This window comes from Pseudomonas fluorescens (genome assembly GCF_018614775.1).
Lineage (GTDB): Bacteria > Pseudomonadota > Gammaproteobacteria > Pseudomonadales > Pseudomonadaceae > Aquipseudomonas > Aquipseudomonas fluorescens_BY.
Map to the genome: position 1 here is coordinate 131,377 of NZ_JAGGOF010000048.1, position 20,114 is coordinate 151,490.

The following is a 20,114-nucleotide window of genomic DNA, read 5'->3' on the forward strand; positions in this document are numbered from 1 at the left end:
CTCCTGAAGGAATCGAATTACTGTGCGTTTGCAACGGTCGCCGGCGGCGTCCATATCACGTCCTTGATGCTCAACGGCTTGGGAATCAACTTGAGCTGATAGAAGCTGTCGGCGATTTTCTGCTGCGCCGACACTACGTCTGGCGTGAGGAACAAGGCCCCGAAGCCCTGGCGTTTCATCGAGGTCAGGGTGATCGCCTCCGGCAAACCGAGCAGTGGCGACACTTGCCTGGTCACGTCTTCAGGATTGGCCTTGGACCACTCCCCCACCGCCCGCACTTCTTCCACCAGGGCGGTAATGACCTGGGGATTTTTTTGCGCATAAGGTTTGGTGGCGAGATAGAACTGGTGGTTGTCGACGAGGCCCTGGCCGTCACGCAGGGTTCGCGCCTGCAACTGTTGTTCGGCGGCCGCCTGGTACGGGTCCCAGATGACCCAGGCATCGACACTGCCCCGTTCGAACGCCGCCCGGGCATCGGCCGGCGGCAGGAACACGGTCTGGATGTCGGCGTATTTGAGGCCGGCATCCTCCAGCGCCCGCACCAGCAGGTAGTGGACATTGGAGCCTTTGTTCAGCACGACTTTCTTGCCCTTGAGGTCCTGCACCGATTGAATCGGCGAGTCCTTGGGCACCAGGATGGCTTCGCTGGTGGGTGCAGGCGGCTCATAGGCGACGTAAAGCAGATCGGCACCGGCGGCCTGGGCGAACACCGGCGGGGTCTCGCCGGTCACACCGAAGTCGATGGAACCGACGTTCAGGCCTTCAAGCAGTTGCGGGCCGCCGGGGAATTCGGTCCATTGCACATCCACGCCTTGGGCTGCGAGGCGTTTTTCCAGAGTGCCCTTGGCCTTGAGCAGCACCAGGGTGCCGTACTTCTGATATCCGATCCGCAAGGTCTCGGCTTGAGCCTGGGTGATGACGCCGAAGGACACAGCCGCAGCAAACAGAGCGACCAGCCCGCGACGCAAAATGACAGTGCGCATGGCGCCTCTCCTTTTTGCTGTGGGGTTTTGGCTGCACCTGCTTGGCCGTTGGCGGCTGAGTAAGGTGAGTTGAATCTGAGGTTGAAAGGGTTCAAATGCTCCAGCGAGCACTCAACAAACGTTCGTTCAATACATGCGGGTCCAACGGACTGGGCCTGCGGGCCATGGCGCTGAAAAACTGTTCCAGCGCTTCGTTCAGGCGCTGTTGCAGGGCCGGCGTCAGTTGCGCCTGGGCCCCACCTTCGCCATAAGCGATCTGGCTGTCTTCGGCGAAAATCCCGTGGAGCATTTCCTGGGCCTTGAGTGCAGACAGCACCGGCTTGAGGGCGTAATCCACCGCCAGCATGTGGGCGATGCTGCCCCCCGTTGCCATGGGCAGCACGACTTTGTGGCTAAGGGCGCGCTCGGGCAACAAGTCCAGGACGGTCTTCAGGGCACCGGAGAAAGACGCCTTGTACACAGGCGTCGCAATCAACAGGCCATCGGCGTTCTCGATCTGCTGGAGCAGGTCGACCACCTTCGGGCTGTCGAAGCGGGCATGGAGCAGGTCTTCAGCCGGAAAATCCCGCACCTGATAGCTCACCACTTCCACACCTTGCTGCTGCAACCAGCGTTGCGAGCGCTCCAGCAACACCCCGGAGCGCGAGCGCTGGCTGGGGCTGCCACTCAGTGAGACAACCAACATACCTGGCATTCCTTAACGGTCACGTGCGATTCGCAGTGGGCGATCTCGCTGCATGGGTCAAACCATAACAGGGGATTTATATATCTTTAAATCATATTTATTCATTTGGTTATTCTTTAAAGAGATATGCGATCCGGTTTGTTCAAGCCGAAAAAAAGGCCGTCGAAACGGCCAAACCTTTGGTACACGAGAAACCTTTGTGGGAGCGAGCCTGCTCGCGATAGCGTCAGCTCAGTCACGGCGATGTCGACTGATTGACCGCTATCGCGAGCAAGCTCGCTCCCACAGGGAGGGTGGGTGGACTGGACTAACGATTAGGCGGCGGCGTCAGGCGCAAGTACGGCTTCACCGCGCGATAGCCCTTGGGAAAGCGCTGCTTGAGCTCCGCCTCATCCTTGAGCGACGGTACGATCACCACTTCATCACCGTCCTGCCAGTTGGCCGGGGTGGCGACTTTGTAGTTGTCGGTCAATTGCAACGAATCGATCACCCGCAGGATTTCGTTGAAATTGCGCCCGGTGCTGGCCGGGTAGGTGATGGTCAGGCGAATCTTCTTGTTCGGATCGATCACGAACAACGAACGCACGGTCAGGGTATCGCTGGCGTTGGGGTGGATCAGGTCGTACAGGTCGGACACCTTGCGGTCAGCGTCGGCCAGGATCGGGAAGTTGACCACGGCGTTCTGGGTTTCGTTGATGTCCTCGATCCATTTGTGATGGGAATCCACCGGGTCCACCGAGAGCGCAATGGCCTTGACGCCGCGCTGGGCGAACTCGTCCTTGAGCCTGGCGGTAAGCCCCAGCTCCGTGGTGCACACCGGCGTGAAGTCCGCCGGGTGGGAAAACAGCACCCCCCAGCTGTCGCCGAGCCATTCGTGGAAGCGGATCTTGCCGGCGCTGGAATCCTGTTCGAAATCGGGGGCGATGTCGCCCAGTCTGAGGCTCATGGTAAGGCTCCTGGATGAGGGGCGTGTGGAGCCTGACTGTGCCCCGGTTCTGGCGGTTTTAAAAAGAATGAATATTGCTGAGGCTAGATTTTTTCCGAATATGAAAAACTGTTCACTGGCCCGGATGTACCTATGGGTTCACCCTCCTCGTCGAGGTTTCGAGAAGGCCTCGAGTTGCTGAAAAGCAGAGAACAAGGCAGCGTGTATGGCCGATGATGTATTGATCAACACGACTACCAAGCCCTGCAACTGCCGATCATGATCGCAATCATTACCGGGCATCTGGACGATTTCCTGGCGTTCAGCGCGTTCATACTGCGCAAGGATTCGACGAATTCCACCTCCTGACTCCAAAACGCAAAAAGCCCCACCCGGCGCAATGACGGGTGGGGCTTTCTATAGCAGGATTACAAGATCGGCAGCGTGTAACTGACGATCAGACGGTTCTCGTCTTGGTTACGCTGGCTGGCCACTTCGGAACGCAGAGAAGCGTTCTTCCAGGTCAGACCTACGCCCTTGAAGGTGCCTTCCGGAACAACGTAGCCCAGGGTGAAATCACGCTCCCACTCACCTTTGTCGCCAGTGGAAGTCGCAACGTTGTCGCCCTTGAGATACATCACGGAAGTGGTCAGACCTGGCAAACCGACAGTGGCGAAATCATAAGCATACTGGCCCAGCCAGGTACGCTCGCCGGCACGCTGGAACTTGCCGATCTGCACGTCGGTGATCAGGTAAGCCGAAGCGCCGTCACCTTGGTTCAGGAATGGGAAGTCGCTGGTGCCGTTTACACGCTGGTAACCTGCGCTCAGCGCGTGACCTTGCAGGCTATAGGTGAACTTGGCGCTCCAGGTACGGTTGTCTACCTCGCCACCATTGTTCTGGAAGCCCGAGGAGCGATAGCCGGCCAGACGACCTTCCTGGCTGGCGTTCTTGCCATCGGAGTCACTGTTGAAGTAACGCAGATCACTCTTCAGGCTACCGACTGGCAGAGCCAGGTTGTGGGTAAGACCCAGGAAGTGCTGTTTGTAGAAGTCTTCCAGGTTGCCGTAGTAGTACTGTGCGGTCAGGTCCTTGGTGATTTTGTAGTCACCACCGGCAAAGTAGAACTCGTTGCTACGCTGGTTGGAGGTCGCAGTAGAGTTCGGACCGTTGGAGCCAGCGATGGTCAGAGAATCATTGTTGGTCGAGTTACGCCCCTTGGCGTGTTCCAACTTACCGCCAACCAGAGTCAGGTTATCGATATCATTGGTAGTAATCTGGCCACCTTCGAAGGTCTGAGGCAACAGACGACCATCGTTGGATGTTACGACCGGCAGCTTAGGCATCAGTGTGCCCAGCTTCAGCTCGGTTTTAGAGATCTTGGCCTTGGCCGTCAGGCCCAGGCTGCTGAAGTCGTCTACTGCACGGCCATCGCCATCGCTTGGAAAAACGGTGCCGCCTTTATTGGTGCTATTCGCGTTGTAGGCAGTGCCCTTGCCTGAGTCCAGCTTTACACCCAGCAGGCCAATAGCGTCGACGCCGAAGCCGACGGTGCCCTGAGTGTAGCCAGAAGCGAAGTTGAAGATGAAACCCTGACCCCATTCTTCCTGCTTGGAAGGGTTGGCAGTGCCGTCACGGTTGTCGGTATTGATGTAAAAGTTACGGGCGGTGATGCTGGCCTTGCTGTCTTCGATAAAACCGGCGGCGCCTGCCTGCTGCGCCAAAACCCCAACGGCCACAGCCAGGGCCAAGGTGGACTTGTTCATGCTTCGCTCCTCTCGTTTTCTAATTCTTGTGTTTCTTTGGTCCCGGTTCGAACGCCCGGAATCCGCCGATGCGCGATTAGCGCCAGACCGTGACTGACAAGTCAATCGTAACCATTTGGGCTTACGACCATGGTCTAACCCAACGACACCGGCGCGCAGAATAATGGATTCTGCATAACTCCAAAAAGAATTGTTTCAACAGTTTTCAGATTATTTTGAAATATAGGCGTCATCAAAACTTCGTCAAACTGAGATACGGCGTATCGGCCAACTACGGGATTACTGAACAGCCCTTTTCATGCACGTTTTCAGGGCGTGCATCAGGGGCAGCGAAAAGCCGCAAAACCTGGCTTTGTGACGAAGGATAGCGGCAGGCTGCGATCTTGAGCGCTTTTTCCCAGACGATTCACTGTCTGAAGTCAAAAAGAGTGCAGCCTGCGCACTGCAACAGGGCGTCATGCCCTACAGGGGCTTCTCGAAAATTTTCGAGTTGCGCTGAAAGTTATAAAGCGACGCCCGCGCCGCTGGCAAGCGCTCGACCGTGCTGGGTTCGAAGCCCCGCTCGCGGAACCAGTGGGCGGTCCGGGTGGTGAGCACGAACAGGGTCTTGAGGCCTTGGGCGCGGGCGCGGGTTTCGATCCGCTCCAGCAGTTCGTCGCCCCGGCCTCCATGGCGGTATTCGGGGTTCACCGCCAGGCAAGCCAATTCCCCGGCGTCCGAATCGGCGATCTGGTACAACGCCGCGCAGGCGATGATCATCCCTTCGCGCTCGACCACGCTGAACTGCTCGATCTCGCGCTCCAGCACCTCGCGGGAGCGACGAACCAGGATCCCCTGCTCTTCCAGCGGGCTGATCAGGTCCAGCAAGCCGCCGACGTCTTCGATGGCCGCTTCGCGTACCACTTCAAATTGTTCCTGGGCCACCAGGGTGCCGCTGCCATCGCGGGTGAACAGTTCGGCCAGCAGTGCGCCGTTTTCGGCATAGCTGACGATGTGGCTGCGCGCGACGCCGCCACGGCAGGCCTGGGCCGCTGCATCAAGCAGCTCGGCCTGGTAATCGCTGCCCAGGCGCTGCATGTGGGCCGGCACCTGTTGTGGACGCAGTTCGCGAACCAGGTGCCCATCTTCACCGATCAAGCCTTGTTCGGCGCCGAACAGCAATAACTTGTCGGCCGCCAGTTCAATGGCGGCGCGGGTGGCGACGTCTTCACAGGCCAGGTTGAATATCTCTCCGGTGGGCGAATAGCCCAAGGGCGACAACAGCACAATGGAGCGCTCATCCAGCAACCGATTGATGCCCTTGCGGTCGACCCGACGCACTTCACCGGTGTGGTGATAGTCGACGCCTTCCAGCACGCCGATGGGCCGTGCGGTGACCAGGTTGCCGCTGGCGACCCGCAGCCGCGAGCCCTGCATGGGCGATGACGCCATGTCCATGGAGAGGCGCGCCTCGATGGCGATGCGCAGTTGGCCGACCGCATCGATCACGCACTCCAGGGTCGCGGCATCGGTCACGCGCATGCCGTGATGGTAATGCGGAGTCAGGCCCCGGGCAGCGAGGCGGGTTTCGATCTGCGGACGCGAACCATGGACCAGCACCAGGCGCACGCCGAGGCTGTGCAGCAGCACGAGGTCATGGACGATGTTGCCGAAGTTGGGATGTTCCACCCCGTCGCCGGGCAGCATGACGACGAAGGTGCAATCACGGTGGGCATTGATATAGGGCGAAGCGTGACGAAGCCAATTAACGTATTCGGGCATGAACCTGGGCCTGTAATAAATAGCAGCCGAAAAAAGACAGACTGAACACACAGCGGGCTGGTGGTTATCGTCGGAACAGGCTTGGCGACACGCGCGCTCTCCTCATGAATACGGGCCCGCGAGCGGGCAATTCAGCCGGCGGTGGCCGGCGTCAGGCAGTAATGACCGATCAACTGCCGCAACAGCTGTACGGTAGGTTGCAAACGTGACATTTCAAGGTATTCACCCGGTTGGTGGGCACAGGCAATATCGCCGGGACCGAGCACCAGGGTTTCACAGCCAAGCCGCTGAAGATAAGGCGCTTCGGTGCCGAACGCTACTGCTTCGGCGCGATAGCCGGTGAGCCGCTCGGCCACACGCACCAGTTCGGTATCTTCAGCCTGCTCGAACGGCGGCACTTCGGGGAACAGCGGCGCGTAGTCGATCTTGACTTTGTGTCGCTCGGCAATGGGGTTGAGCTTCTGCTGGATCGCTGCCCGCAGCACCTGCGGGTCCATGCCCGGCAAGGGTCTCAGGTCGAACTCCAGGGAACACTGGCCGCAGATCCGGTTGGGATTATCGCCGCCATGGATGCAACCAAAGTTCAGGGTCGGCTGTGGCACGGTGAACTGCGGGTTGCGGAATTCACGCTGCCATTGCAGGCGCAGGCCACGCAGCTCGCCCATGGCATCGTGCATCGCTTCGAGGGCGCTGTGGCCCAGGCTCGGATCGGAGGAATGGCCGCTGCGCCCAAGGATATCGATGCGCTCCATCATCACGCCTTTGTGCAAGCGAATCGGGCGCAGACCGGTCGGTTCGCCGATGACGGCCGCGCGCCCCAACGGACGTCCGGCATCGGCCAGGGCCCGGGCACCGGCCATGGAGCTTTCTTCGTCGCAGGTGGCGAGGATCAGCAGCGGCTGCTGGAATGGCTGGTCCAGCAGCGGCTTGACCGCTTCAATGGCCAAGGCGAAGAAACCCTTCATGTCACAACTGCCCAGGCCAACCCAGCGGCCATCGACCTCGGTGAGTTTCAGCGGGTCGGTCTGCCACAACGCGCCGTCGAACGGCACCGTGTCGCTGTGCCCGGCGAGCACCAGGCCACCAGGACCACTGCCAAAACTGGCCAGCAGGTTGAATTTGCCGGGGCTGACCTGCTGGACATCGCAGGAAAACCCCAGGTCACCGAGCCACCCGGCCAGCAGCTCGATCACGGCACTGTTGGACTGGTCCAACCCGGGCTGGGTACAGCTGACCGACGGCGCGGCGATCAGGGCAGCGAACTGATCTTTCATGGACGGCAAAGGCATCGCTGACTCCGGGCTTGCGAATTGACGCCCATCATAGAACCATCCAAGCCCAGGAATAAACCGTCGCGGCGCGTAGGATGGATGAGTCCTGTACACTGCACGACCTTGGCAGCCACACCTTACCCGGCTGCGCACCCGATCCCTGGATTTTCCGGCCATGCAGAAAGAAACCGAAATCAAACTCCGCGTCAGCCGCGAGACCCTGGCAGCCTTGCGCGAGCACCCGCTGCTGAAAAAACGTAACAAAAATGGCTGGGAACGCCATGAGCTGATGAACCAGTACTTCGACACGCCTGAGCGCGACCTCGCCAAGGCCAAGGTTGCGCTGCGCCTGCGTCGCGACGGCGAAGAGGTGATCCAGACCCTCAAGACCCGCGGCCAGAGCATCGCCGGCCTGTCCGAGCGCAACGAATACGACTGGCACCTGCCCAAAGCCAAGCTCGACCTGAAAAAACTCGACGGCGAATGCTGGCCCGAGGCCTTGGCCCAACTGGACAAGAAAACCCTCAAGGCCATCTTCACCACCGACTTCGTTCGCGAGCGCGCCGAGATCGCCTGGGGCCGCGGCAAAAGCAAGGTGGTCATCGAGGCCGCGCTGGACCTGGGCCACGTCGTGGTCGGCAAGCAGAAGGAAGAAATCTGCGAGCTGGAGCTGGAGCTGCGCGAAGGCGAGCCCGCCGCGCTGCTGGAACTGGCCGCCGAGCTGGCCGCGACCCTGCCCTTGATGCCCTGCGACATCAGCAAGGCCGAACGTGGTTATCGCCTGCATGACGCGGGCAGCTATGCCCTGAGCCTGCCAGCCCCGCAACTGAGCGCTGAAACGCCGCTGGATGACGCCTTCGCCGCCCTGAGCTGGCATTTGCTGGGCAGCAGCCAGCGCCTGGCCGAACAGTACCGTTTCAACGGCCACTGGCGCCTGTTGCAGGACTGGGTAGAAAACCTCGCCGAACTGCGCGCCCTGCTCAGCAGCCTCGGCCAGGCCGCACCGCGCCAATCGACCCACGACTTGCGCGTCGCCCTGGACGCGCTGCTGGAAGACTGGCGCCCGCTGGTCCAGGCTGGCCTGGATGACGAAGACGTGCGCAAGGCCGCGCCGGAGCAGTTCCTTGAAGAACTGCAAGACCCACGCTGGGGCCTGTTTTCCCTCAATACCTCACGCTGGCTGCTGGCCCGCAGTTGGGCCGTCGAGCGCAACACCCGTGGCAATCGCCAGGGCGCGGCGCAACTGGCCAGCTGGCTACCGCGCCTGCTGGGTGACGAGGCCACGTCCCTGCAACTGCAACGCTACCAGCAGCAGCCGGAAGACCTGGCCGAGCAACTGCCGCGCATCGAACGCATCCAGGCCTGGCTGCACCACGCCCGCCATGTGCTGGAAATTCCGGAAATGGATCGGCTTTATGGCGAGTTGAACAAACTGACGCAATTGGCCAACCAACCCATCACCGATGAAGCCCTGGATGCGCGCAAGCAACAGGCGATCACCGTGTTTCAGAATCGGTCCTGGAAGACGTTGTTGCGTCTGTGATGCCGCCATCGCGAGCAGGCTCGCTCCCACATTGAGGCTCTGCCGTACACCTTCATTGTGTTCGCTGAAGCCCCCGTGTGGGAGCGAGCCTGCTCGCGATGAGGCCGTCGGGGCGTAGGATTGAGGGGCCAGAGGCAAGAACTGGTAACGCATTGGTCGGGTAGTGGCCCAACGGTCTACGAAGACGGGACTATTCTTTTGCAAACAGAGCGAAGACGCCAAGGCGTCTGTATCGCGGCTTTGCTGCAATTGTCCAATAGGAACCCGCATGTCCACCAAACACGCCACTCAGGACCGCTGGCTGGACCTCAACGATCTGCTGCGCCAACTGGTCGCCCAGGGTCTCATCAGCCAGGACTGCGCCGAAACCGCGCTTAACGCGCGCCGCCGCCACAGTGCCACCAGCCAACTGCATCCGCTGGAGTTCATTGCCAACCAGCACCTGGATGATCTCAGCCGGCCCGGCAAGCGCCTGGACCTCGAGAGCCTGACCCTGTGGTTGGCCCAGCAGGCCGGCCAGCCTTACCTGCGCATCGACCCGCTGAAGATCAACGTCGCGGCCGTGACGCCCCTGATGTCCTACGCCTTCGCCCAGCGCCACAAGATCCTCGCGGTGGCGGTCGATCGCGACACCGTCACCGTGGCCAGTGCCCAGCCCTACGTCAGCAGCTGGGAAGCCGACCTGACCCACGTGCTCAAGCTGCCGATCCAGCGGGTGATTGCCAATCCGGTGGACATCCAGCGCCTGAGCGTGGAGTTCTATCGCCTGGCCAAATCAGTCAGCGGTGCCTCCACGGGCGACCAGCAGCCGAGCAACCTGACCAATTTCGAACAGTTGCTCAACCTGGGCGCCAGCGACCAGGAGCCGGACGCCAACGACGCGCATATCGTCAACATCGTCGACTGGCTGTTCCAGTACGCGTTCCAGCAGCGAGCCAGTGATATCCACATCGAACCGCGCCGCGAACAAGGCACCGTGCGGTTTCGCATCGATGGGGTGTTGCACACCGTCTATCAGTTCCCACCGCAGGTGACGATGGCCATCATCAGTCGCCTCAAGAACCTCGGACGGATGAACGTCGCGGAAAAACGCAAACCCCAGGACGGTCGGGTCAAGACCAAGACCCCGGACGGCGGCGAAGTGGAATTGCGCCTGTCGACGCTGCCTACGGCGTTCGGCGAAAAAATGGTCATGCGGATCTTCGACCCGGAAGTGCTGCTCAAGGATTTCGACCAGCTCGGCTTCTCCGCCGACGACCTGCGCCGCTGGCAGGACATGACTCGCCAGCCCAACGGCATCATCCTGGTGACCGGGCCCACCGGTTCCGGCAAGACCACCACCCTCTACACCACCCTCAAGAAACTGGCGACGCCAGAAGTGAACCTCTGCACCATCGAGGACCCGATCGAGATGGTCGAAGGCTCCTTCAACCAGATGCAGGTCCAGCACAACATCGACCTGACGTTCGCGGCCGGGGTGCGGGCGCTGATGCGACAGGATCCGGACATCATCATGATCGGCGAGATCCGCGACCTGGAAACCGCCGAGATGGCGATCCAGGCGGCGCTGACCGGGCACCTGGTGCTGTCGACGCTGCACACCAACGATGCACCGAGCGCCATCAGCCGCCTGCTGGAACTCGGTGTGCCCCATTACCTGATCAAGGCCACGGTGCTCGGCATCATGGCCCAACGGCTGGTGCGTACCCTGTGTCCCCAGTGCAAGGCGCCCCTGACCCTGGATGAAGACGACTGGCAAACCCTCACACGGCCCTGGCAGGCACCGTTGCCGGGCAATGCCCAGCAGGCCGTCGGCTGCCTGGAATGCCGTGACACCGGCTACCGTGGCCGCGCCGGGGTCTACGAGATCATGCAACTGACCGACAGCGTCAAGGCCCTGATCCACCCCGACACCGACCTGCTGGCGGTGCGACGCCAGGCGTTCAAGGAAGGCATGCGCAGCCTGCGGCTGTCCGGTGCACAAAAAGTCGCGGCCGGGCTGACGACGGTTGAAGAGGTGCTGCGGGTGACGCCGCAAAGCGAGCAGCGGTAAGACGGACGATGCATGACCCTGCGGTCATGGAACTGAATCGAGGCGGCGGTAATCCAAAGTCATAGTTAACCCAGTGGAGTCACCTATCATGCGTCTCAAACTTGCTGTTGCCACCTTGGCCCTGCTGTCTCTTCCTGTCGGCTCGGCAATGGCCGACTCGTTTTGGCGTAACGTCATCTCGTCCGGTGCGACCACCGGTTCGACTTACCTGACCTTCAAGGATCACAAGCTGATCGTCGCCGCCCAGGACGACGCCGGCAGCTTCGTCGCCAGCGACGGCGGTATCCGTGGCCCGTACCTGGAAGCCGCGATGCAGAGAGTCCGTGCCGACAACCCGGGCCTGCAAGCCACCGACATGGAACTGGCCAATGCGATCCTGGCGAAAAACGCCGTCGCCCAGGACTGAACCAGCCCATGAAAAATGCCGCTCGATTGAGCGGCATTTTTTTGCCTGGCGGTAGCCCAAGGCTGTACCGGCCCCCTGTGGGAGCGAGCCTGCTCGCGATAGCGATGTGTCAGTCAACACTGTGCTGCTGATCCATCGCTATCGCGAGCAGGCTCGCTCCCACAAGTGCAGAGTTTATTCGCCGATAGCGGTCTTGTACCCTGCCGCATCCAGCAGATTGGCCAGGTCAGCCTTTGCGTTGTCAGGCCTGAGCTTGAAGATCCAGGCGCCGTACGGGTCGGAGTTCAGCAGTTCCGGCGAACCGCCCAGTTCATCGTTGACCGCAATCACCTCGCCCGCAATCGGCGCGTAGATATCGGAGGCTGCCTTGACCGACTCAACCACACCGGCCTGAGCGCCAGCTTCGAACACATTGCCGACCTCTGTCAGTTCGACGAACACCACGTCACCCAGGGCTTCCTGGGCGTGGTCGGAGATGCCGACGGTAACGGTGCCGTCGGTTTCCAGGCGTGCCCACTCGTGGCTTTCGGCAAAACGCAGTTCGGCAGGGATATCGCTCATATTCGGTGTCCTCAAGAGAAAGTGTCAGCGGCCGGCGGCCTGCCGCAAAAAGTTAGATCAGGGTTTTACCATGACGGACGAAGGTCGGCTTGACCACCCGTACCGGGAACCACTTGCCACGAATTTCTACTTCGGCCCGGTCGGCGGTGGCCATCGGCACGCGCGCCAGGGCGATTGACTTGCTAAGCGTAGGAGAAAAACTACCACTGGTGATCTCGCCTTCGCCAACATCGGCGATGCGAACCACTTGATGAGCGCGTAATACACCTCGCTCCTCCAGTACCAGCCCGACCAGTTTGTGCTGCACACCGCCCGCGAGCTCGGCCTCCAGCGCGGCGCGGCCAATGAACTGACGGCTCGCCGGCTCCCAGCCGATGCTCCAGGCCATGTTCGAGGCCAGGGGCGAAACATCCTGGTGAATGTCCTGGCCATACAGGTTCATGCCGGCTTCCAGGCGCAAGGTATCGCGAGCGCCGAGGCCAATGGGGGAAATACCGGCCCCGACCAGGTCGTTGAAGAAACTCGGAGCCTCTTGGGCGGGCAGGACGATTTCCAGGCCATCTTCACCGGTGTAGCCGGTGCGGGCGATGAACCATTCGCCGTCGGCGCGACCTTCAAAGGGTTTGAGTTGCTGGATCAACTGGCCACGGGATTGGGTGACCAACTCGGCAATTTTCTGCCGCGCCTGGGGCCCCTGGATTGCCAGCATCGCCAACTCGGGACGCTCATGCAGTTGCACGTCGGACTCGCCAAGCTGCGCGTGCATCCAAGCCAGGTCCTGGTCACGGGTCGAGGCGTTGAAGACCAGTCGGTAGCCGTCCTCGACACGGTAGACAATCATGTCGTCGACAATGCCGCCGCGCTCATTGAGCATGGTGCTGTACAAGGCACTTCCTGCGCCCTGCAAGCGGTCGACGTCATTGGCCAGCAGGCGTTGCAACCACGCCTTGGCCTGGGAGCCGGCGACATCGATCACGGTCATGTGGGATACATCGAACACACCGCAGTCGCGACGCACCTGATGGTGTTCCTCGACTTGCGAGCCGTAATGCAAAGGCATATCCCAACCGCCAAAATCGACCATCTTCGCGCCGAGGGCGAGATGAAGGTCATACAGAGGCGTACGCTGTCCCATGGGTTTCTCCTTCCGGGCTTGGCGAAGGTGCGGGCGGATACTGCACAGCGCCAACACCTGGAAAAAAAGGCGCTTGAGCCGCTCTCAGCTACCCGGTCCGACGGACGGACCGCACCGAATGCCGCGCATTGTAGCCGCATGATGTAGGACTGGCACCTAGCCAATTCGATGGGCCGAACGTCGGATCAATCCGATGACCGGCAACAACCCGACCAGTACCAGGGTCAGGGCTGGCAACGCGGCCCGGGCCCATTCGCCTTCGCTGGTCATTTCAAAGATCCGCACCGCCAGCGTGTCCCAGCCGAACGGGCGCATCAGCAGGGTCGCGGGCATTTCCTTGAGCACGTCGACAAACACCAGCAACGCCGCGCTCAATGTGCCGGGCAACAGCAACGGCAGATACACTTTGAAAAACAGTCGTGGCCCACTGACCCCAAGGCTGCGTGCTGCTTCGGGCAGTGACGGACGAATGCGCGCCAGGCTGCTTTCCAGAGGACCGTACGCCACGGCCAGGAAGCGCACCAGATACGCCAGCAACAGCGCCGACAGGCTGCCCAGCAACAACGGTTTGCCCGCACCGCCAAGCAAGGTGGACAGCGGAATGACCCACTCGCGGTCCAGATAGCTGAAGGCAAGCATGATCGACACCGCCAGTACCGAACCGGGCAAGGCATAACCCAGGTTTGCCAGGGCCACCGCGGAGCGAATCGGGCGGGTCGGCGCCAGACGCCGGGCGAACGCCAGCAACAGGGCGACGCAAACAATGACCAGCGCCGCCAGGCCGCCCAGGTAGAGGGTGTGGACGATCAACCCGGCATAGCGCTCGTCCAAGTCGAATCGCCCGCGCTGCCAGAACCACACCACCAGCTGCAGCATCGGAATGACAAACGCACAGGCGAACACCAGCAAGCACCAACTGCTGGCGGCCACGGCCTTGAGGCCGCGCAAGGGGTACAGCGCCTTGACCCGGGGCCGCTCGTTGCTGGCGCGCTGGGCACCACGGGCCCGGCGCTCGCCGTAGAGCACCAGCATTACCGCCAGCAACAGAAGGCTCGCCAGTTGGGCTGCACTGGAAAGGCTGAAAAAGCCGTACCAAGTCTTGTAGATCGCCGTGGTGAAGGTGTCGAAGTTGAACACCGACACCGCGCCAAAATCCGCCAGGGTTTCCATCAACGCCAACGCCACGCCGGCACCGATGGCCGGCCGGGCCATCGGCAGTGCCACCCGCCAGAACGCTTGCCATGGCGATTGCCCGAGGACCCGCGCCGCTTCCATCAAGCCCTTGCCTTGGGCCAGGAAGGCGCTTCGCGCCAGCAGGTAGACGTAAGGATAGAAGACCAACACCAGAACCAGGATCACCCCACCGGTAGACCGGACCCGGGGCAGGCGCAGGCCACTGCCGAACCATTCACGCATCAGCGTCTGCACCGGCCCGGCGAAGTCCAGCAGGCCCACAAAGACAAACGCCAGCACATAGGCCGGAATCGCGAACGGCAACATCAATGCCCAGTCGAGCCAACGTCGACCAGGGAACTCACACAGGCTGGTGAGCCAGGCGAGACTGACGCCCAGCAACGTCACCCCGACACCCACGCCCAGGATCAGCGTAAGCGTGTTGCCCAGCAAACGTGGCATTTGCGTGTCCCACAGGTGGGCCCAGATCTGCTGATCAATGCTTTGCCAGGACAGCAGCAGCACACTCAAAGGCAACAGGACCAGCGCGGCAATGGTGAAGGCCAGGGGATACCAGCGGCGTTGGACGGGGTGGGTCAAGGAAGACGCTCGTTCATATGATGCGTGGGCAGGCGCATAGAAACCCTGTGGCGAGGGAGCTTACGCCCGCTTGAGTGCGCAGCGCTTACAAAAAAGGGCGGCTGCGCAGCCCAGCGGGAGCAAGTTCCCTCGCCACGGACTCATTCCAATCATTGAGTGAGCGGCCTTACCGTTGCGCAAGGACTTCGTCACCAGAAGGCTCAGTTCCACCCAGCCCGATCCATCATGCGAATGGCCTCGGCCTGGCGTTTACCCGCGACTTCCACCGGCAAGGTGTCGGCCTTGAAGGTGCCCCAGGCCGCCACTTCCCTGGACGGTGCAACCGTCGGGTTGGCCGGGAACTCCTGGTTCACGTCGGCGAAGATGCTCTGTGCCTCTGGCGTGGTCATCCATTCCACCAGTTTCTTCGCGGCTTGCGGATGCGGTGCGTGTTTGGTCAAGCCAATGCCCGAAAGGTTGATGTGCACGCCGCGGTCAGCCTGGTTCGGCCAGAAGAGCTTTACCTTCAGATCCGGCTTCTGCTGGTGCAGGCGGCCATAGTAGTAAGTGTTGACGATACCGACGTCGCACTGCCCGGCGTTGATGGCTTCAAGCAGCGCGGTGTCATCGGAGAACACGTCGGTGGACAGGTTACGCACCCAGCCCTTGAGGATCGCCTCGGTTTTTTCCGCGCCATGGCTTTCGATCAGGGTCGCGGTCAGGGACTGGTTGTAGACCTTTTTCGACGTGCGCAGGCACAGGCGACCTTCCCACTGCTGATCCGCCAGGGCCTCGTAGGTAGAGAGCTCCTGAGGTTTGACCCGGTCGGTGGAATAGACAATGGTCCGCGCCCGCAGGCTCAAGCCGGTCCAGGCGTGGGAGGACGCACGGTATTGAGGGGGGATGTTGGCGTCGATCAGCGCAGAGGTGAACGGCTGGAGAATGCCCATCTGCTCGGCCTGCCAAAGGTTGCCGGCATCAACGGTGAGCAGCAGGTCGGCGGTGGCGTTTTCGCCTTCGGCCTTGATCCGCTGCATCAACGGCGCTTCCTTGTCGGTGATGAACTTCACCGAGACACCGGTTTTCTTCGTATAGGCATCGAAGACGGGTTTGATCAGTTCATCGATACGCGAGGAGTAGACCACCACCTCATCGGCGGCCTGGGCGGCTGTGGCGCCGATCAGGGCCAGAGCGAGGGCGGATAGCAGGCGCTTGGGTGCCGACATGGGAGCGGTCTCTCGATTGTGAAGTGCGCAAATGATAAGGACTCACATTTGGCATCTCAATCGAACAGTGGGCGGACACATTTCCAAATGTTGCGACAAGTGGAAGTGCAGTGCCTGTACCGGCCTCATCGCGAGCAGGCTCGCTCCCACAGGAGAAAGCAATCCATGTGGGAGCGAGCCTGCTCGCGATAGGGCCATAAGCCCCACCCCCAGATCTCAGGCCTTGGCCAGATCCGGCAAATCCCCAATCAACCCCAACGCCTCGCGCACGAACAGCGCCTTGGCCTCGGGCATCCGGTCCACCAGCTTCAAACCGGTGTTACGCAACCAGCGCACCGGCAATGGATCGGCCTGGAACAACCGCTCGAACCCCTCCATGGCCGCCATCAGCGCCAGATTATGGGGCATGCGTCGACGCTCATAGCGGCTCAACACCTTGACGTCCGCCAACCGTTCACCGCGCGCGGCCGCCTGTAGAAGCACCTGGGCCAGCATGGCAGCGTCGAGGAAACCCAGGTTTACGCCCTGCCCGGCCAGCGGATGAATGGTGTGGGCCGCATCGCCGATCAGCGCCAGGCCCTCAGCCACGTAGCGCTTGGCATGGCGCTGGCGCAGCGGCACGCACAGGCGCGAGTCGGCGCTCAGCACCGTACCGAGCTGGCCTTCGAACGCTCGTTCCAGCTCCCTGCAGAAATCGCTGTCTTCAAGCGCCATCAAGCGCTGCGCTTCGCCGGGGGTGGTGGACCAGACGATCGAACACCAGTCGTGCTGGCCGTCGCGCTCCAATGGCAGGAACGCCAGCGGGCCGTTGTCGGTGAAGCGTTGCCAGGCCGTCAGGCGATGCGGCCGGACACAGCGTACGCTGGTGACGATGGCGTGATGCAGGTAATCCCACTCTCGCGTAGCGACTCCCGTCAGGCGGCGCACCGCGGAGTTCGCACCATCGGCGGCGATGACCAGCGGTGCGCGCAAGGTGCGGCCATCGGCCAGGGTCAGCAGCCAGTCATCGCCGGAACGGCGCATCTGCTCGAGTCGTGCGTTGGCCAGCAAACCCAGGTCACAGTCATGCAAACGGTCCAGCAAGGCGTCTTGCACGACACGGTTCTCGACAATGTGTCCCAGGACATCGGCATGCAGGCTTTGCGCCGAAAAATGGATCTGCCCAGTGCCGCTACCGTCCCAGACGTGCATATCGGTATAAGGGCTGGCACGCCGGGCGGTGATGCCGTCCCAGACGCCCAGCCGTTCGAGGATCCGCTGGCTGGCCGCCGACAAGGCACTGACCCTGGGCTCGAATGCGGCCTGGGGTTCAAAGGGCTTGACGCTCATCGGGCTGCCGTCCAGCAGCAACACTTGCAAGCCACTGCCTTGCAACGCCAGCGCCAGGGCGCTGCCGACCATACCGGCACCGACAATCAGCAGATCTGCACGCAATTCCATGCTTTAAGCCTGTTGTGCGGACGACAAGCGCCGCCCGTGGAAAGAAGGATCAATCGCTGGCCTACACATCGGGTCGAGTCCCCAGGCCCATGGCCTGGCGAGCAAACCAGCGCTTGGCCGGGGGCAGCAGGTCGAGGCCCAACAGGCCAAGGTTACGCCCCAGGGACACCAGCGGCAGGTTGCTGCTGAACAGGCGCGTGACCTGGTCGGAGAACCCGACGGTCAGCGCCTGGTCCATGCGCTGGCGCTCGCGATAGGCTTGCAACACGGCAAAGTCGCCGGGCTCGCGGTCGCTGTCGAGCAGGGCCTCGGCCAAGGCCTGGGCATCGCGCAGGGACAGGTTGAACCCCTGGCCAGCAATCGGATGCAGGCTGTGGGCGGCGTTGCCCAGGATTGCCAGGTGCGGGCGTACCTGTTCTTCGGCCTCGACCAGTGCCAGCGGATACAGATGGCGCACGCCGACCTGCTTGAGCGTACCCAGGCGATAGCCGAACACGCCCTGCAATTCGCTGAGGAAGCTGCGCTCGTCGAGGGCCGCCAACCGTTGCGCATCCATGCCCTGACGGGTCCAGACCAGCGCGCAACGGTTCTCCGGCAGTGGCAGCAAGGCCATCGGGCCGTCATCGGTGAAGCGTTCGAAAGCCATGCCGTTATGGGCTTCGCTGGGGGTGAGGTTGGCGATCAGCGCGCTCTGGTCATAAGGTCGATTGCGCACGCCAATGCCCAGCTGCTCCCGCAACCCGGAACGGCCACCGTCGGCCAATACGGCGAGGTCGCATGCCAGGGTGGTTTCGTCGTCGAGGGTCAGGCGGTAGCCGCCAACCAGCGGCTCCATCCGGGTCACCTGCGCCGGACAGCGCCAACTCACCACGTCCTTGTCCAGGCCCTGCCACAGGCACTGACCGAGCCAGGCGTTTTCCACTACATAACCCAGCGCCGGCACGCCTTCTTCCATCGCCGACAAGCGCGCCGTGGAAAACCGTCCACGGTCGGACACATGGATCTGCTTGATCGGCTCGGCGCGACGGGAAATCTCCTGCCAGACACCCAGGCGCTGATAAACCTGCCGGGAGCCATAGGACAATGCCGAGGAACGGGCATCGTAACTTGGCTGCCAGGCGTCGCCGGGGGCAAAGGGCTCGATCAGCATGATCTTCCAGCCCCGGGCCTTGGCGCCGGCTTGCAGGGCCAGGGCCAGACTCGCGCCGACCAGACCGCCACCAACGATGGCCAGGTTGACCCGGCTCATGCCGCTTGCGTCCGGGCGGCAGCCATCAGGGCCTCGATCTCGGCGACCGTTTTCGGCACGCCGCGGGTCAGGATTTCACAACCGGTCTTGGTCACTACCACGTCATCCTCGATGCGCACGCCAATGCCACGCCATTTTTTCGCCACGCTGCGGTTATTCGGGCTGATGTAGATGCCCGGCTCCACCGTCAGCGTCATGCCGACTTCCAGGACCCGCCACTCGCCGCCGACCCGGTACTCACCCACATCATGCACATCCATGCCCAGCCAGTGACCGGCGCGGTGCATGTAGAAGGCCCGATAGGCTTCGCTCGCGATCAATTCATCCACCTCGCCCTCCAGCAGCCCAAGGCGCACCAAGCCCTCGGTGATGACCTGGACCGTGGCTTCATGGGCCTGGTTCCAATGCTTGTCCGGGGCGATTTCGGCGAACGCCGCTTCCTGGGCCGCGAGTACTACTTCGTAGATCGCTTTCTGCTCGGGCGAAAACGTGCCGTTGACCGGCCAGGTCCGGGTGATGTCACTGGCATAGCAGTCGATTTCACAACCGGCGTCGATCAGTACCAGGTCGCCATCCTTGAGCAACGCGTCATTCTGTTGGTAGTGCAGGATGCAGCTGTTGCGCCCCGCCGCGACAATCGAGCCGTAAGCAGGCATTTTCGCCCCGCCCTTGCGGAATTCGTAATCCAGCTCGGCCTCGAGGCTGTATTCGTACAGACCCGGACGCGCCGCTTGCATCGCCCGGATGTGGGCCTGGGCGGAAATCCGCGCCGCCTCGCGCATCACCTTCACTTCTGCCGCCGATTTATACAGGCGCATGTCGTGCAACAGGTGATCCAGGGCAACGAATTCGTTCGGCGGCTGGGCGCCGAGGTTGGCCTTGGAGCGAATCACGTTGATCCACTCCATCAGGTGCCGGTCGAACTCCGGGTTGCTGCCCATGGCCGAGTACACCCGGTCACGGCCTTCGATCAGGCCGGGCAGGATGTCGTCGATATCGGTAATGGGGAATGCGTCGTCGGCGCCATAGTCACGAATCGCCCCTTCCTGGCCGGCGCGCAGGCCGTCCCATAATTCGCGCTCGGCGTTGCGCTCGCGACAGAACAGAATGTATTCGCCATGGGCTCGACCAGGCATCAGTACGATCACCGCTTGCGGCTCGGGAAAGCCGCTGAGGTATTGAAAATCGCTGTCCTGACGGTAGACATGCTCGACGTCACGGTTGCGGATCGCAACGGCGGCGGCGGGCAGGATTGCGATGCTGTTGGGCTCCATCTGCGCCATCAGGGCCTTGCGGCGACGGCCGTATTCCGCTTTCGGGATATGAATCATGGGCAAACGGTGTTCCCTTTCAAGCAA

16 protein-coding genes and 1 pseudogene are annotated in these 20,114 nt (G+C 61.8%); 4 read left to right on the forward strand and 13 right to left on the reverse strand.

The window, feature by feature from the left end; all coding sequences use genetic code 11:
* Positions 1–17 precede the first annotated feature (17 nt).
* The 3 genes from J7E36_RS14115 to J7E36_RS14125 form a co-directional block, all read right to left on the reverse strand.
* The gene (locus J7E36_RS14115; protein WP_215003862.1) at positions 18–983 is read right to left on the reverse strand and encodes a sulfonate ABC transporter substrate-binding protein; all 966 of its coding nucleotides are present in this window, start codon (positions 981–983) and stop codon (positions 18–20) included.
* A 91-nt stretch (positions 984–1,074) separates the two neighbouring features.
* Positions 1,075–1,668 carry an NADPH-dependent FMN reductase gene (ssuE, locus tag J7E36_RS14120; protein ID WP_215003863.1) on the reverse strand — a complete coding sequence of 198 codons (594 nt, stop codon included), beginning with the start codon at positions 1,666–1,668 and terminating at the stop codon, positions 1,075–1,077.
* 307 nt (positions 1,669–1,975) lie between these two features.
* Entirely contained in the window at positions 1,976–2,614 is a 639-nt protein-coding gene (locus J7E36_RS14125; RefSeq protein WP_215003865.1) for a peroxiredoxin, read from the reverse strand.
* Positions 2,615–2,842: 228 nt separating this feature from the next.
* Here J7E36_RS14125 and J7E36_RS25590 point away from each other — a divergent pair.
* Positions 2,843–2,962, forward strand: a pseudogene (locus J7E36_RS25590) (type VII toxin-antitoxin system HepT family RNase toxin); the annotation flags it as partial.
* A gap of 59 nt (positions 2,963–3,021) precedes the next feature.
* Here J7E36_RS25590 and J7E36_RS14135 read toward each other — a convergent pair.
* The 3 genes from J7E36_RS14135 to argE all read right to left on the reverse strand — a co-directional run bounded on the left by J7E36_RS14135 (position 3,022) and on the right by argE (position 7,409).
* A complete protein-coding gene (locus tag J7E36_RS14135; protein ID WP_215003867.1) occupies positions 3,022–4,359 on the reverse strand; it encodes an OprD family porin in 1,338 nt (445 codons plus the stop codon).
* A gap of 462 nt (positions 4,360–4,821) precedes the next feature.
* A complete protein-coding gene (argA, locus tag J7E36_RS14140; RefSeq protein ID WP_215003870.1) occupies positions 4,822–6,120 on the reverse strand; it encodes an amino-acid N-acetyltransferase in 1,299 nt (432 codons plus the stop codon).
* Between the two features lie 131 nt (positions 6,121–6,251).
* Complete coding sequence (argE, locus tag J7E36_RS14145) at positions 6,252–7,409, reverse strand: acetylornithine deacetylase (protein ID WP_215003872.1); 1,158 nt, start codon at positions 7,407–7,409, stop codon at positions 6,252–6,254.
* Positions 7,410–7,566: 157 nt separating this feature from the next.
* Here argE and J7E36_RS14150 point away from each other — a divergent pair, with 157 nt between their 5' ends.
* The 3 genes from J7E36_RS14150 (at position 7,567) to J7E36_RS14160 (ending at position 11,393) form a co-directional block, all read left to right on the forward strand.
* Entirely contained in the window at positions 7,567–8,934 is a 1,368-nt protein-coding gene (locus J7E36_RS14150) for an inorganic triphosphatase (RefSeq protein ID WP_215003874.1), read from the forward strand.
* A 268-nt stretch (positions 8,935–9,202) separates the two neighbouring features.
* Positions 9,203–10,987 carry a GspE/PulE family protein gene (locus J7E36_RS14155; protein ID WP_215003876.1) on the forward strand — a complete coding sequence of 595 codons (1,785 nt, stop codon included), beginning with the start codon at positions 9,203–9,205 and terminating at the stop codon, positions 10,985–10,987.
* An 88-nt stretch (positions 10,988–11,075) separates the two neighbouring features.
* A complete protein-coding gene (locus J7E36_RS14160) occupies positions 11,076–11,393 on the forward strand; it encodes a DUF2388 domain-containing protein (RefSeq protein WP_215003878.1) in 318 nt (105 codons plus the stop codon).
* A gap of 174 nt (positions 11,394–11,567) precedes the next feature.
* Here J7E36_RS14160 and gcvH read toward each other — a convergent pair whose 3' ends face one another.
* The 7 genes from gcvH to pepP form a co-directional block, all read right to left on the reverse strand.
* Complete coding sequence (gene gcvH, locus J7E36_RS14165; protein ID WP_215003880.1) at positions 11,568–11,954, reverse strand: glycine cleavage system protein GcvH; 387 nt, start codon at positions 11,952–11,954, stop codon at positions 11,568–11,570.
* 52 nt (positions 11,955–12,006) lie between these two features.
* Positions 12,007–13,089, reverse strand: coding sequence for a glycine cleavage system aminomethyltransferase GcvT (gene gcvT / locus J7E36_RS14170; RefSeq protein ID WP_215003882.1), 1,083 nt, complete (start codon positions 13,087–13,089; stop codon positions 12,007–12,009).
* 156 nt (positions 13,090–13,245) lie between these two features.
* A complete protein-coding gene (locus J7E36_RS14175; RefSeq protein ID WP_215003884.1) occupies positions 13,246–14,862 on the reverse strand; it encodes an ABC transporter permease in 1,617 nt (538 codons plus the stop codon).
* 200 nt (positions 14,863–15,062) lie between these two features.
* Entirely contained in the window at positions 15,063–16,067 is a 1,005-nt protein-coding gene (locus J7E36_RS14180; protein WP_215003886.1) for an extracellular solute-binding protein, read from the reverse strand.
* A gap of 216 nt (positions 16,068–16,283) precedes the next feature.
* Positions 16,284–17,501 carry a 2-octaprenyl-3-methyl-6-methoxy-1,4-benzoquinol hydroxylase gene (locus J7E36_RS14185; RefSeq protein ID WP_215003948.1) on the reverse strand — a complete coding sequence of 406 codons (1,218 nt, stop codon included), beginning with the start codon at positions 17,499–17,501 and terminating at the stop codon, positions 16,284–16,286.
* 67 nt (positions 17,502–17,568) lie between these two features.
* Positions 17,569–18,756, reverse strand: coding sequence for a 2-octaprenyl-6-methoxyphenyl hydroxylase (gene ubiH / locus J7E36_RS14190; RefSeq protein WP_215003888.1), 1,188 nt, complete (start codon positions 18,754–18,756; stop codon positions 17,569–17,571).
* Positions 18,753–20,087: a Xaa-Pro aminopeptidase gene (gene pepP / locus J7E36_RS14195; RefSeq protein WP_215003890.1), complete on the reverse strand. Its 1,335-nt coding sequence runs from the start codon at positions 20,085–20,087 to the stop codon at positions 18,753–18,755. Before pepP ends, ubiH begins: the two co-directional genes overlap by 4 nt.
* Positions 20,088–20,114: the final 27 nt, after the last annotated feature.

Bases quoted from the DNA above. Each gene is read 5' to 3' on its own strand.
- J7E36_RS14160 (WP_215003878.1), top strand. From the start codon at position 11,076: ATGCGTCTCAAACTTGCTGTTGCCACCTTGGCCCTGCTGTCTCTTCCT.
- J7E36_RS14155 (WP_215003876.1), top strand. From the start codon at position 9,203: ATGTCCACCAAACACGCCACTCAGGACCGCTGGCTGGACCTCAACGAT.
- argE (WP_215003872.1), bottom strand. From the start codon at position 7,409: ATGCCTTTGCCGTCCATGAAAGATCAGTTCGCTGCCCTGATCGCCGCG.
- ssuE (WP_215003863.1), bottom strand. From the start codon at position 1,668: ATGTTGGTTGTCTCACTGAGTGGCAGCCCCAGCCAGCGCTCGCGCTCC.
- J7E36_RS14135 (WP_215003867.1), bottom strand. From the start codon at position 4,359: ATGAACAAGTCCACCTTGGCCCTGGCTGTGGCCGTTGGGGTTTTGGCG.
- argA (WP_215003870.1), bottom strand. From the start codon at position 6,120: ATGCCCGAATACGTTAATTGGCTTCGTCACGCTTCGCCCTATATCAAT.
- J7E36_RS14150 (WP_215003874.1), top strand. From the start codon at position 7,567: ATGCAGAAAGAAACCGAAATCAAACTCCGCGTCAGCCGCGAGACCCTG.
- J7E36_RS14115 (WP_215003862.1), bottom strand. From the start codon at position 983: ATGCGCACTGTCATTTTGCGTCGCGGGCTGGTCGCTCTGTTTGCTGCG.
- gcvH (WP_215003880.1), bottom strand. From the start codon at position 11,954: ATGAGCGATATCCCTGCCGAACTGCGTTTTGCCGAAAGCCACGAGTGG.
- J7E36_RS14180 (WP_215003886.1), bottom strand. From the start codon at position 16,067: ATGTCGGCACCCAAGCGCCTGCTATCCGCCCTCGCTCTGGCCCTGATC.
- pepP (WP_215003890.1), bottom strand. From the start codon at position 20,087: ATGATTCATATCCCGAAAGCGGAATACGGCCGTCGCCGCAAGGCCCTG.
- J7E36_RS14125 (WP_215003865.1), bottom strand. From the start codon at position 2,614: ATGAGCCTCAGACTGGGCGACATCGCCCCCGATTTCGAACAGGATTCC.
- ubiH (WP_215003888.1), bottom strand. From the start codon at position 18,756: ATGAGCCGGGTCAACCTGGCCATCGTTGGTGGCGGTCTGGTCGGCGCG.
- gcvT (WP_215003882.1), bottom strand. From the start codon at position 13,089: ATGGGACAGCGTACGCCTCTGTATGACCTTCATCTCGCCCTCGGCGCG.